This window comes from Paenibacillus alkaliterrae (assembly GCF_021532375.1).
GTDB classification, from domain to species: domain Bacteria; phylum Bacillota; class Bacilli; order Paenibacillales; family Paenibacillaceae; genus Pristimantibacillus; species Pristimantibacillus alkaliterrae.
On the sequence record NZ_JAKGAP010000013.1, the window covers coordinates 102,611 to 116,642 of the forward strand.

A 14,032-nucleotide genomic window follows, 5' to 3' on the forward strand; every position below is an offset into this window, starting at 1 on the left:
TCCCCTTGTATACGCAAACCTTGCTTTTTATTCGACATATTCCTGCAGACGCTGTCCATGCTGCTCAAAGTCCTGTCTGCTTACCTGTACCGTCAGTCTCATATTTTCCTCATCGACCTCTTGATTTATGACCTCGCCGCTTCTATAAGCAAGCGCAATGAGATCTCCACGCTCGGCAGGCACGTTGAAAGTCAGCGTATCTCCGCTAAGCCTGTCTTGAATCGTTTCACGCAGCAAATCAAGATCGGCCGGCTCATATGCGCTTATTACCAAATTACCGCCGCCGTTTACCGGCAGGTCCATCCATGTCCCGCTCGCCTCGACCAAATCCTTTTTGTTATATACCATTACGGTTGGCTTGTCGGCAGCGCCCAGATCACCCAAAATGTTATTAACGACATTAATTTGTTCATCCCGCATTACAGAGCTGCTGTCAATAACATGAAGCACAAGATCCGCTTCGCATACTTCCTCCAGCGTCGCACGAAATGCGGCTACAAGGTCATGCGGCAGATTCTGTATGAAACCTACCGTATCGGTTAATACCACTTCGCGGCCATTTGGCAGTACAAGCGAACGAGAGGTTGGGTCGAGTGTCGCAAACAGTTGATTTTCCACATAAACATCCGCCTTCGTCAGCTCGCGCAGCAAGGTTGATTTGCCCGCATTCGTATAACCTGCCAGAGCTACTTGTATGACGCCCGCTTTTTTGCGGCGCTCCCTATGGAGCTTTCGGTGACGGACAACCTCCTCGAGTACCGTCTTCAAATCAGAGATTCGATCCCGAATATGACGGCGATCCGTCTCCAGTTTAGATTCACCGGGCCCTCGTGTTCCGATGCCGCCGCCTAAACGCGACAGGTTTTTGCCGTGTCCAGATAAACGGGGAAGCAGGTAGCTGAGTTGGGCCAGCTCTACTTGAATAATGCCTTCGCGGGTTTTGGCGCGGCCGGCAAAGATATCCAAAATTAACTGCGTGCGATCCACGATTTTCAGATCGAGCGTCTCTTCAAGATTCCGCACCTGGGCTCCCGATAGCTCTTGGTCAAAAATCGCAGTCGTGGCGCCAAGCTCATCCGCCATAGCCTTTACTTCCTGTACCTTGCCCTTACCGATGAACCATTTGGAGTCTACCGATTCTTTATTTTGGGTAACGGTCGCAAGCACCTCGACGCCCGCCGTTTCCGTAAGCTGCACAAGCTCCTGCAAGGAATGCTCAGGATCTCCGCCCTTACGCTTATCATTGGACGTAACCAGGCTGATCAGAATTGCCTTCTCCACTAAATTCGTATTGGTTTCAAATGTTTTCTCGCTCATGCTTTGCTCCTTTTAAACTTCAGCTTCATTGTATTTTCGTTTCCCACTTCAAATCCTCCGGCCGTATCGACATAAGCTCCTGTTTCGGGGGAACAGAGTTTGCATAATGGCTGAGCAGACGAACCGCTTGATACCGAATCGCCTTCTCGATCGAATTTCTTACGTATCTTGCGTTACTGAACGAGAACATGGCGCTTTGCTTCTCCTGCATCAAATGCTGTCTTAATTTAAATATGGTCTGCGGCTGCAAAATATAATCCCGCTCTTTCGCCATGAGCTCACTGATTTGGATCAATTGATCTACCGAATAGTCGGGAAACTCGATCTGAATCGGAAACCGCGAGGGCAGGCCCGGATTTGTCTGCAGAAAATCATCGATCTCCGCAGGATAACCAGCTAATATAAGCACAAACTGATTGCGATGATCCTCCATTGCCTTCACGAGCGTATCGATAGCTTCTTTTCCGAAATCCTTTTCACCGCCGCGCGCAAGGCTGTAAGCCTCATCAACGAACAGAACGCCGCCGATCGCTTTCCGTACAAGATCTCTTGTTTTTTGAGCCGTATGTCCGATATATTCGCCAACCAGGTCTGCGCGCTCAACTTCAATTAAATGCCCCTTAGTCAAAACGCCCATTTTCTGAAACAGCTTCGCTACGATGCGGGCAATCGTCGTCTTCCCTGTGCCCGGATTTCCTTTGAAAATCATATGGTACACCTGAGAGCCGCCAAACAGTCCGGCCTCCGTGCGCATACGGCTAATATAAAGCAAAGCATATATTTCATAAACGAGCGACTTCACATTATCCATTCCGATCATCGGCTCAAGCTCTTTCTGAATATCGGCGTAATGATCCATACTCGGCAGCGGCTTTACGGCAGGCAGCGTTTCTGCTTCAAGTGCGTGCGCGGAAGCACCGTTCTGGAACGTTTCCTGATTTCTAAGGACCACATTGATTTGACGGGAAGGCCTTGCGGTTCCATTACCGGGTCCTGATATGACGTGTCCACTCATCGTTCGCATCACCTATCCTTTGCATCGAAAGCGAAATAGCGGCTGACCGCACTACAAGTTTATTCTAGCTTACAGCCGCATATTAGCAGATTTACAGCATCGTATCAGAAGAGCGTATTCCTAATGAGAGGAGGAGCCGGTCGAGCTTCCATTTGGTGAAGGCAAGTACCTCACGCGACTCGTTGTATACCGGATTTAAAACTTTGGACTTGGTTGCCGCAATCTGAAAATGTTCAAAATCCAGCTGTTTCGCCACTTCTTTCGCTCGCGCTGCATGATAGTCATGCGTGATGACAACGAGCTTGGACAGTTTTTTTTCATTGGCTATTTTTTGGCTGAATCGCAAATTTTCGTACGTGCTTGTCGCATCGCTCTCTAGCAACAGCTTGTCAGCTGAAATACCTTTCATCACTAAATAGTCGCGCATGCCGGCCGCTTCCGTCTTCGTCGAACCGTTTGCGCCCAAACCTCCGGACAAAATAAGCTTGTCCACAATGCCTACCTCATATAGATGTAAGGCGAAATCTAACCGTTCCTTCAATGCCGGACTTGGCACATCGTTCCAAAGGGCAGCGCCCAGTACAATGCCGGCATCAGCTTTAAGTAAAGGCTTGCTTGTATCGTACCCATTAATTAACCACAATAAATATCCGCACCAAAACACGCCTGCACAGATAAGCCAGGCAGCAACGCGAAACAGGAGCAGCCGCGGACGAGTTTTTTTCGTTCGTTTACGCGGTCTGCTCCTTCGGCTTGTTGCAGCAATCATGATTCACTTAACTCCCCGCTTCTCTCGAGCAAGCTCTTTCTATGCTTTAGACTTAATGTGAAATAACGAAATCTGCCATTGCGGATGCTTGAGAGCAGTTTCCCTGCCGTCTTGCGGGCAAGCGCGACATCCTTACCGTTCACGTCGCCTTGGCGCAGAGCGTCCTCCAGCTCATCCTCATCCATAAGAAACACTTCTCCGCTTGGAAGAACGACGACGTCCAAATAGAGATCATCGAACCAAGGCACCTGCTGGTCGGTTAAGCCCTGCGTTTTACAAACATCGATATACCACTGTACGACGCGTCCTTTGTCATCGAACATTGTCGTGACGACAAAATGCTCGCCTCTTGGAAAATGCTGCATCCATAAGTAGCCGCGGTCAGCAAGGCAAAGCCGTCGTCCGTTATATTCCTTCCAAAGCGGCTCACGCAATTCATGAATCCGGTAAAACGTCACGAGACCTTTGAACTCCTCGCCGTCGAGCGCCAGACATGTGTAGCTCTTGCGCAAGATACGCCGCCAGTTAGCCCGGTCTGAAAATTTTCTCTTCATACGGAACGTACCTTTCCGTTCATTTGGGGATAGCCTGTTACATCTTGCGATTGCTTATTCATATTGAGCTTAAGCAACCTCCACCACGCGACTGACGACAATTGAAATCATCCTATAAAAAAAGATTACCATATCTTAACGTCCATCTCCAGCCGACAGCCAAAATAAACCAAGCATCAGCTGTAAAATAAAAAACGCTGCCCGCGCGGGACAGCGTTTTTCGCTACATTTCTTGTATGACGATCGATTCGATTAGGATTTCTTCGCTCGGGAAGTTATTTTTGGTCGGAGTTTTGGCGATCGCCTGAACGATATCCATTCCGCTGTTCACCTTGCCAAAAATCGTGTATTTAGGCTCCCGGTTTAAATTAGCCGCATCCGGCCCGGTACAAATAAAAAACTGACTGCCTCCTGAATTCGGCTTGTTGGCGTTAGCCATGGCAACAATGCCTTCCTCATATTTCAAATCGGTGTCCAGTTCATCAGGAATGGAATAGCCCGGCGTACCGGTTCCATTCCCTTTCGGGTCGCCGCTTTGTATCATAAACGACTCGATGATGCTATGAAACGCCAGTCCCTCATAGAAGCCCTCTCGCGCAAGAAAGACGAAATTGTTCACCGTTACCGGCGCCTCATTGGCGAACAGCGTAACTGTAAACTCACCTTTGGTTGTATGAAACTTCGCGATATAAGACTTATTGAGATCAATCGTCATCTCTGGCATTTTATCCCAATCCAACATCTTCGCGGAAGCCGCTGCGCTGTTTCCTTGTGCTCCCCCATCATCGCCATTGCCGCCGCAGCCTGCTAATAGCATAACTCCGGCCAATAGTGCGATGAAAAAAGAAAATCGCGCATTCTTTGTACTCGCCATTACTAACCACCCGCTCCTTGCGTATTGCCGCCGGTATCCGTGTTTTCAAAAGCGTCATTGCCATTCTCGCTGCCTTCAGTTTCGATTGGCGCAGGGCTTGGCTCTCCTGTGCCGTTACCTGCACCAGGCTCCTCCGTTCCGCCAGGCTGCTCTGTCCCGTCGCCGGGCTCTGGAGAGGCTTCTTCGCCGCCTTCGTCAATCGGAGTAGTCACATCTCCACCGTCCGGGACGGTTGGATCCGGTTCCATTGGGATATCAGGTATGATCTCCGTTTCCGGTATGGCAACCTTTATCGTCGGTGAAGGCGAGCTTTCCAAATCGTTCCCGGCGTCATAAGCAACGACGTAATACTCATAGGTGAGACCCGGAAATGCACTCATATCATCGACACCCGTCGAAGTAAGCGAATCGACGAATCGGATAAATTCGGTCTCGGAAGCCTCTTTCCGGAATACCTGATACGTGACCTCTCCATCCTGGATAGGATTCCAGGACAACTGAACCTTCATTTCTTCTTCAATAAATATCGCGTTAAAATTCGTAATGGTTGCCGGCGGCTCTTCTTCTATTAACTCTTGCGGCTTATTAAAGCTGGACTTCGGCACATTTTTCATCGCGGCCTTCATAACCTTAGCGAACATGGCTGCCGACTGACTGCTGCCAGACTTTAGGATATGATCCTTGTCCGTCTTATCGTATCCCATCCATACGGCTGCTGTCCACTCTGGCGTATAGCCTACGAACCATGCATCCTTTATGCCCGGGCCGTTATAATCCGGAATGCCGTGCTGAGTCGTTCCGGTTTTGCCCGCAACCGGACGGTCGATCGCGGCTCTAGTGCCTGTGCCGCCCTTCTGTACGACGGTCTGCATCATGTCCGTCAAATAATACGCCGTTTGAGCCGACATCAGCTGCTTGGAAGCTGGGGCTTGATACGTATACGTATAATTTTTCCCTTCCATTCTGACAATCGAATGGGGATCGACCGACTTTCCGCCATTTGCGATAACGCTGAAGGCGGCAGCCAATTCCATCGGCGTCGTCCCGTGCGTTAAACCGCCGAGTGCAGCAGACAAATTGCGGTCCTCATTGTCAAGTTCGAAGCCCAGCTTGCCCGCAAATGCAAAGGCGCGTTTCAGCCCGATCTCATTAAGCGTCCATACCGCTGCTAAATTTCGCGAGTCCTTGATCGCCTGTGTCATTGAGACAGGCGCAGGTCCCCACTTGTCGGTAGGGCAATAGTTGCCAAAGCATTTCTTATCGTTTTTCAATATGGTCGATGCCGACATCTCGCCGGTCTCCAGTGCCGGACCGTAAACGATAATCGGCTTGAAAGCAGATCCGGGCTGGCGTTTCACTTGAACGCGATTATGAGTTAACCCTTTATTTATATAGTCTCTCCCGCCGGCCATCGCCTTGATGGTTCCGTCGCGGTGATCGATAATGACCATAGCTCCCTGAACGATCTGTTCATCCTTGCTCTTCTCGAAATTTTCGTTGTTCGCAAACTGTTCGTCCATTGCTTGCTGCGCCTGCTGATTAAGAGTCGTATAGATCTTGAAGCCTCCGACACGCAGCTCCTCCTCGGAAAGCTTCGTGATCTCCATCGCTTCCTCCACGACATAATCAATAAACTCTTGAAAGTTCTCAGATTGGCCATCTTCATGGCTATCCGGCCGTTCATAGACAACTGCCTTCGCTTCTTCTGCCTCAGTTGCCGTAATATAGTCCTGTTCCTGCATCAGATTCAAAACGACGGCGCGCCGGTTCATGGAAGATTCCGGGTCAATAATCGGATTATACCTGTTCGGCGCTTTCGGCATAGCAGCCAACGTTGCGATTTGCCAAAGCTCCAGATCCTCGAGCTCGGTATCGAAATAATACTTGGAAGCGGCTTTAACGCCGGAAACGCCTTTACCGAAATAAATCCGGTTCAAATACATCGTTAAAATTTCCGGCTTCGACATTTGATGCTCCAGCGCAACGGCGATGGATGCTTCCGTCGCTTTGCGGAAAAAGGTTTTGTCCGCGTTTAGAAAAACATTTTTAGCAAGCTGCTGTGTAATCGTACTGCCGCCCTCGACGGCGCTTCTGGCGATCACGTCCTTGACGACAGCCCGTCCGATCGCAAAGAAATCGATCCCCGCATGCTCGTAGAACCGCTGGTCCTCCGTCGCGACAATCGCATTCAGCAATTGCTCCGGAATTTCTGAATATTCAGCGATTTCCCGGTTGTCTGTTCCTATTTTTATTCTGGCAATCTCCTGCTCGTTCGCGTCGTAAATGATGGAGGCTTCGCCAAAATTGAGTTTGCTGCCATTTTCGGTTAAGATCCTCTCTCCGTTCAAAATGATAAGTAAATACCCGATAATCCCGCATACGATTGCGATTGCCGCCGTAAAGAACAGCCCGTAAAACCATGTGCGTCCTGACATTCTTTTTTTCTTCTTTTGTTTTGATGCAGATTTACTGCGTGGTCGCTCAGCCATTGCCGACTCCCCTCCTGTTGAACCGTAGTCCTTCCGTCTATCTATCTATCTTTACCACGAAATGAAAAGAACAACCCAGCTTGGAGCGGGTTGCTCTTGCATGCCGCTATCTAGTTAAACGAAGCACGATATTAGAAAGTTTCACTATTCGCCATCACTTATGTCAAGGAACCGCCAGGATCCTGCTGCATGAGCGATACATTCCGCTGCGGAGTGAACGTGGAAATCGCGTGTTTATAAACCATTTGCTGACGGCCTTCGCTGTCAATAATAATCGTGAAATTGTCGAATGCTTTAATAACGCCACGAATTTGGAAGCCATTCATTAAGAAAACCGTCACCGGTATGTTGTCTTTGCGCAGCTGATTCAGGAACGTATCTTGAATATTGATTGTTTTGTTCATTGGACGTTACCCCCGTCTAAAAAGATTGATTAGAAATATATTCAAGATCAACTTGAAACTTTCCTGCTATTATACCATGAATGGAAAGCAAATTGTTGTGAAAATTTTCCCCCATGTCGATCCAGTGAATATTCTTCATATGGCGAAACCATGACAGCTGCCGTTTCGCAAACCTGCGTGTATCGCGTTTTAACCGCTCGACTGCTGCCTCAAGCGTGCAATTCCCATGCAAATAATCAGCCATTTCTTTGTAGCCCAGCCCCTGCATGGCCACCGCATGCGATGGCAGGTTTCGCTCCAGCAAACGCTTTACCTCGTCTATTAATCCCTGCTCCATCATCAGATCCACCCGCGCCTCTATTCTGCGGTACAGCTCCGCGCGGTCCATAGTTAGTCCGATTATACAGAGCTTATAGGGAGATTCCTTCGTCTGCCCTGCCTGCTGCTCGGAGAAGGTCTGCCCCGTCATATGATAGACCTCCAGCGCGCGAATGACGCGCCGCAAGTCGTTCGGATGCAAACGTTGACCCGCCAGCGGATCAACGGCCGCTAAACGCGCGTGAAGCGCTTCTGCGCCGAACTCCGCCGCATATCGCTCCTGCTCTTGACGGAATGCTTCATCGGACCCGTTATCGGCGAATTGATATTGATAGCATACCGACTCGACATAGAGGCCGGTACCGCCGACGATAAACGGCAGCTTGCCCCGTTTAGTGATTTGTTCGATGGCAGCAGTCGCCCCTGATTGAAAATCGGCGACGGAATACGATGACTCCGGCTCGCAAATATCGATAAGATGATGAGGGATCCCTTCCCGCTCATCCGGAGCGATCTTGGCGGTACCGATGTCCATGCCGCGGTATACCTGCATGGAATCGCCGGAAATGATCTCTGCGTCCCAAGCTTTCGCGATATCGAGACTCATTCTTGTCTTGCCGACCGCCGTCGGACCAATGAGTACGAGCAGCGGCTGCTTGCGTGCAGGCGCTCCTTCGGCTGCTTGCTGCGCCTTCATCATATCTACCTTCAAAGCTCTATCACTCCATATGCAATTTTTGACGTATTCACATGTCGGCGCTCGAATCCAAGTCGGGCAAATTCGCCGCTGGCCTGATGTTCCTTCATGATGATAGTCTTACGAGCGACACGTTTCGCATGTTCAATAACCTCGAATGACAGCGCGGCCATATTCGCGATCGAACGCAGCGGCCCCATTGAGCTTGATTCGTTGAGCGGCTGCCGAAACATGGGGTCAAAATAAAGGATATCCGCACTGTTTTCCGGCAAGCCCTTCAAATATTCAAGATGATTAACGCCATGCATGACAATTCGTCGCATCGCATCGTTCACATCGGGCAGTCCGGTATCATAACCGGCCAGCCCTTCGCGCACGAGCGCGCAAAGGACAGGCTCGCTCTCAATGGCCGTTACGCTTCCGCCAGCTCCAACCGCATAAGAGAACACGAGAGCATCCGAAGCCAGCCCCGCTGTGCAATCGATGACATGGTCGCCCTCCGCGCAGCGGGACAGCTGAATGAGCGGATCCGTTTCTCCCCGGCGCAGCCGCTTCACGCGTACGAACGCCATGCTGGGATGAAAGTAGAGCGGCTCGTCAGATTGTCCGGCATAATACCTTACCTCCAGCTCCGTTACGACAAGGAGGCGTTCATCCGGACTCATCGACAGGAGCTTGCGGACCGTCAGGTTGCCGCGAGGCTTCAGTTGTCCGGCCAGCTCGATTGCCAGCCTTGCCGCCAGCGCCTGCGAACTTGAAGACGGTTTCGCCGTAGTCGTAACAATCACGACATCACCCGCTTGAACATTTTTTCCAGCTGATAAGTAGAAAGATGAACGATAATCGGCCTGCCATGCGGGCAGGTATAGGGTTGATTGCAATTTGACAACCTGGCAAGCAGCGTTTCGCCTTCCTCCCGGTTCATCCGGTCATTGGCTTTAATCGACGCTTTGCATGCGCACATAATTGCCGCCTTTTCGCGCAGCTTGGCGATATTGATCGACTTTCGCTCCGAAATGATTAATTCGGCCATCTCCTCGATCAGCGATTGCTCCTCTCCCTGCGGCATCCATTCCGGATAGGAGCGAACGAGAAAGGTCTGCGCGCCGAACGGCTCAATCTCCACCCCCGCTTGCGCAAACAACGGCAACAACCCGCGAAGCTGCTCAGCCTCCCCTGACGTAAATTCCAGCGTCAAAGGGACAAGCAGCGTCTGGCTCGCATCTTCAGGATTCCCAAATTTATGAAAAAAGTATTCATAATTGATTCGTTCATGGGCCGCGTGCTGATCGATCAAGTAAAGCCCGTCCTCTGCCTGCGCAACGATATAGGTGCCATGATGCTGACCGATCCAGTGCAGCTCAGGGAAAGCGGGCTGTTCGGCTTCAGCCTGCTCGGGGGCAGATTGCTCCTCAGATGAGCCATTCGTATCCTTGATCTCAAAGGGCAGCTCCTCTGCTTGCTGCTGGCCGGCAGGTTCGGAGGCCGAATACGCGGGTGACAGCTGTGAATCGTTTGGCGCGGCTGGGGCCGCTTGCTCCCAGTATGCCGCCGTCTCGCGGACGGCAAGCAAATCCTCTTTTGCCGAAAGAGGCGGCGAATACAGCTTCTCCGTAGCTTTGGACGGGATGTAGGTCTGATGAAATGAAATCGCATCCTGCACAAATGCCGGTTTCGACCTTTCTTGCCTGCGGGTTGAGTCTGGACCCGGAATATGACGCTGACGGGTCAGCGCCTGCTTCACCGCAGCCTCGATGAGCGTACGCAGCTCAGGCTCCTTGCTGAACCTTACCTCCATTTTAGAAGGATGGACGTTCACGTCCAGCAAACTCGGATGCATGCCAAGCTCAATGACCGCTAGAGGAAACCGATTGATCGGAAGCAGCGTATGGTAGGCCTGCAGCAGAGCCTGGTTAATCGCATGGCTTCGAATGAAACGTCCATTCACGACAGCTGTAATGCCGTTGCGGTTCGCGCGCGTGAGCTCCGGTTTGGAAATATAGCCCCGAAGCTCGTAGTCGGCATTTTCGGCCTCGACCGGCAGCATGACTTTGGCGGTATTCGTACCGTAAACCGCAGCGATCACCTGCAGCCTGTCGCCCGTGCCAAGCGTACGCAAAAGGATGTTTCCGTTGTGCTTGAACGTAAATGCAATACCGGGATGCGCAAGCGCGATTCGATTGATATAGTCGGAAATATGGCCCAGCTCGGTTTGGATCGCCTTCATATATTTGAGGCGGGCAGGCGTGTTATAGAACAAATCGCGCACCGTCATATCCGTTCCTTGCGGCGCATTCGCCGGCTCGTCGATCGTCACGGTTCCGCCTTCGATAACGATCCGCCTGGCAAGACCGGAAGCGGTCTCCGACGACAGGCATTGAAGGCGGGAGACAGCGGCAATACTCGGGAGCGCTTCGCCGCGGAAGCCCAGGCTGGCAATGCGGAACAGATCGCTGCCCGTAGATATTTTGCTGGTTGCATGGCGTTGGAAAGCCGTTACGATATCCGACGCCTCGATACCGAAGCCGTTGTCTACGACTCGTATGAAGGCAAGTCCGCCTTCCTCGATCGAAATGTCGATCGTCGTGCTCCCGGCGTCAACCGCATTTTCAACAAGCTCCTTTACGACCGATGCGGGACGCTCAACGACTTCTCCGGCGGCTATTTGGTTGGCAAGCTGCTCGTCCAGCACTTTGATTTTTCCCATGACGTTACCGCTCCTCCTTTCTTATCGTTTCATTTAACTATTTAGCTTGCTCTTCATTTCGTTCAGCCATTGCATCGCCTGCATCGGCGTCAAATTAAACAAATCAAGCTTGCGCAGTTGCTCAGCCAGCTGCTCCGCCTTCGGACTCGCCTTGCGTCGGACGGTCTCTGTCTCCAGAGCTGCCGCCGGTTCGTCGAATATCGACAGTTGGACGATTCCGCGATGCTCCGCAACGCTTTCGGTTTTATTTTCGCGTTTGGTAAAGCTTGTTGACGGGGCTGTATAAAGATTCTGATTGCGCGATGCTGCATTTGGTTCAACTGCAGCCTTAGACGTTACGACACCGGAATTGTCAAGAAGCTCATACGCCCTGCCGATAATCGACTGCGGAAGACCCGCCAGCTGCGCGCAATAAATACCGTAGCTCGTACTCGCCGCACCCGGTATGAGCTTACGTAAAAACGTTACATTATCGCCGCTTTCCTCGACAGCCATACGCGCGTTGGTTAAAGAAGGCAATGATTCCTCCAGATGCGCCAGCTCATGGAAATGAGTCGATACGAGCGCTTTGCAGCCGATATGATGATGTACATATTCAATTACGGCCTGCGCGATCGCCATTCCTTCGCCCGTCGAGGTTCCGCGCCCCAATTCATCAATGATAACCAGACTGTTCGCCGTTGCTTTCTCGGTCATAATTTGAATATCCTTCATCTCGACCATAAACGTGCTTTGTCCGCCGATGAGATCGTCGGCAGCGCCGATACGGGTGAAGATCCGGTCAATCAGCGGAATAACCGCCGACTTCGCAGGAACAAAGCAGCCAATCTGGGCCATGATGCTAATGAGAGCTACCTGACGCATATAGGTGCTTTTGCCCGCCATATTCGGCCCGGTAATAAGCAACATCCACTGCTCGCCCTTTTGCAGGGAGGTGCCGTTCGCAATAAACGGCGTACCGTCCATCATCGCCTCGACGACCGGATGTTTTCCTTCTTCTATGAGTAGATCGTAGCCTTCGTTCACGCGCGGGCGCGAGAAGCGGCGCTCGGCGCTGACCGCAGCCAAGGATTGATAAACATCCAGCTCGGCAATGATTGCCGCAGCCTGCTGCAAACGATGCAAGTGAAGAGCCAATTGATCGCGCAGCTCGATAAATCGCTCATATTCGAGATCGACCATTTTGTCCTCGGCTTCCAGAATGAGCCGTTCCTTCTCCTTCAGCTCCGGCGTGACGTATCGCTCTGCGTTGGCAAGTGTCTGTTTCCGCTCGTACCGGCCTTCGGGCAGCATGTTTATATTCGCTTTGGATACCTCCAAATAATAGCCGAAAACCTTGTTGTAGCCGATCTTCAGTGATTTGATGCCGGTTGCCTCGCGCTCTTGGCGCTCTAATTCGGCTAACCATTTCTTGCCGTTCATGCTGGCCTCGCGCAACTGATCGAGGTAAGCATCGTAGCCGACCCGAATAAGCCCGCCCTCTCTTATGGAAACTGGCGGCTCGTCCACCAGCACGGTTTCGATCAGATCGGCCAAATCCGCGCAGTCATCGGTTCCTGCGATTACGTCTTGAAGAACTTTCGAGCCGGATTGCTCGCAGAGCGCGGTCAGCCTTGGAATGCGGCGCAGGGAGCTTCGAAGGGCATTGAGATCGCGTCCGTTCGCGTTGCCGAAGGCTACCCGGCCTACGAGACGCTCCAGATCGTAGATCGGCTGAAGCTCCCCCCGAATATCTTCGCGCAGAATCAGGTCGAGATACAAGGTCTCAACGGCGTCGAGTCTGGCCTCTACCGCCGCGCTGCTTAGCAGCGGCTTGTCGATCCAGCGTCGCAATAAACGGGCGCCCATTGACGTCTGCGTCCGGTCAAGAAGCCATAAGAGCGAGCCCTTTTTATTACGGTCACGGACCGTTTCAGTAAGCTCAAGGTTGCGCCTCGTATAGTGATCCAAAATCATATATTGATTCGGCTCATAAGCTGTAATCGTTCGAACATGGCCCAGCGAGCGCTTCTGAGTCTCATCCAGATAGCCGGTCAAAACGCTGACGGCCCGCAAACGCGAACCGGACAGGTTGCTGAGCTCGGCCTTTCCATATTGCTCGACAAGCCTCTCCTCCGCCATCGGCTCGCGCGCCGTCATCGGCAGCTGGCGGTTCCAGACCGAAGCGGCCTGCACGTTGTCCAGCAGCTCTCTGTCGCCTACGAGCTCAGCGGGCTGATAGACATTAATTTCATCAATTAACGCTTCGAGCTGCTCCGGAAAGGAGGTGACGTACAACTCTCCCGTCGACAAATCGCAGGCCGAAAGACCTAACATGCCGCCTTCGCGAACGACAGCAGCTATAAAATTGTTCGTCTTGCCTTCGAGCGACTTCGACTCCATGACGGTTCCGGGCGTAATGATGCGCACGATTTCCCGCCGCACGACGCCCTTTGCCGCGGACGGATCCTCCACTTGTTCGCAAATCGCGACTTTATGGCCCTTTTCGACCAGTCTGCTTATATAGTTCTCCGCGGAGTGGTAAGGTACGCCGCACATCGGAATTTTTTGCTCGCCGCCGCCTTCCCGGCCGGTCAGCGTAATTTCCAGTTCCCGCGATGCCGCGATCGCGTCATCGAAAAACATTTCATAAAAATCGCCGAGCCTGAAAAATAAAAAAGCGTCCTTCGCTTCTTCCTTTATCGCAAGATATTGCAATATCATCGGAGTATATCCAGCCATCCCGATCCTCCTCACAAGTAAACATCAGAAGTCCATTATACCAAGCGGAACAGATGTGCGCCATAAGCATAAAGCAGGGATGGAGATCCGACCCTGCTTTATGCTGATTCTATAAAGAGCGATCGGTTGCTGGATAGTTGCTTTAAATAGGTATTTAGAAGGTATTC

11 protein-coding genes are annotated in these 14,032 nt (G+C 51.6%); all 11 read right to left on the reverse strand.

Translation table 11 applies throughout. The features are described from left to right. Positions 1–27: 27 nt before the first annotated feature. A complete protein-coding gene (gene hflX, locus L1N85_RS07655) occupies positions 28–1,317 on the reverse strand; it encodes a GTPase HflX (RefSeq protein WP_235236751.1) in 1,290 nt (429 codons plus the stop codon). A gap of 25 nt (positions 1,318–1,342) precedes the next feature. Continuing rightward, a complete protein-coding gene (locus tag L1N85_RS07660) occupies positions 1,343–2,332 on the reverse strand; it encodes an AAA family ATPase (protein ID WP_235236753.1) in 990 nt (329 codons plus the stop codon). Positions 2,333–2,423: 91 nt separating this feature from the next. Further along, positions 2,424–3,101, reverse strand: a complete 678-nt coding sequence (locus tag L1N85_RS07665) for a YdcF family protein (protein ID WP_235236755.1) — start codon at positions 3,099–3,101, stop codon at positions 2,424–2,426. Further along, positions 3,098–3,655 carry a DUF402 domain-containing protein gene (locus L1N85_RS07670; protein ID WP_235236758.1) on the reverse strand — a complete coding sequence of 186 codons (558 nt, stop codon included), beginning with the start codon at positions 3,653–3,655 and terminating at the stop codon, positions 3,098–3,100. The genes L1N85_RS07665 and L1N85_RS07670 overlap by 4 nt, the downstream gene beginning before the upstream one ends. A 223-nt stretch (positions 3,656–3,878) precedes the next feature. Beyond that, positions 3,879–4,529, reverse strand: coding sequence for a peptidylprolyl isomerase (locus L1N85_RS07675; RefSeq protein ID WP_235236760.1), 651 nt, complete (start codon positions 4,527–4,529; stop codon positions 3,879–3,881). 2 nt (positions 4,530–4,531) lie between these two features. Further along, positions 4,532–7,018, reverse strand: a complete 2,487-nt coding sequence (locus L1N85_RS07680; RefSeq protein WP_235236762.1) for a penicillin-binding protein 1A — start codon at positions 7,016–7,018, stop codon at positions 4,532–4,534. A gap of 158 nt (positions 7,019–7,176) precedes the next feature. Further along, positions 7,177–7,422, reverse strand: coding sequence for an RNA chaperone Hfq (hfq, locus tag L1N85_RS07685; RefSeq protein ID WP_235236764.1), 246 nt, complete (start codon positions 7,420–7,422; stop codon positions 7,177–7,179). Positions 7,423–7,438: 16 nt separating this feature from the next. Further along, positions 7,439–8,437: a tRNA (adenosine(37)-N6)-dimethylallyltransferase MiaA gene (gene miaA, locus L1N85_RS07690; protein ID WP_235236852.1), complete on the reverse strand. Its 999-nt coding sequence runs from the start codon at positions 8,435–8,437 to the stop codon at positions 7,439–7,441. An 11-nt stretch (positions 8,438–8,448) separates the two neighbouring features. Then, entirely contained in the window at positions 8,449–9,225 is a 777-nt protein-coding gene (locus L1N85_RS07695) for a class I SAM-dependent methyltransferase (RefSeq protein ID WP_235236766.1), read from the reverse strand. Further along, positions 9,222–11,144: a DNA mismatch repair endonuclease MutL gene (mutL, locus tag L1N85_RS07700; RefSeq protein ID WP_235236768.1), complete on the reverse strand. Its 1,923-nt coding sequence runs from the start codon at positions 11,142–11,144 to the stop codon at positions 9,222–9,224. The genes L1N85_RS07695 and mutL overlap by 4 nt, the downstream gene beginning before the upstream one ends. A gap of 33 nt (positions 11,145–11,177) precedes the next feature. Then, a complete protein-coding gene (mutS, locus tag L1N85_RS07705) occupies positions 11,178–13,865 on the reverse strand; it encodes a DNA mismatch repair protein MutS (protein WP_235236770.1) in 2,688 nt (895 codons plus the stop codon). Between the last annotated feature and the right edge of the window lie 167 nt (positions 13,866–14,032).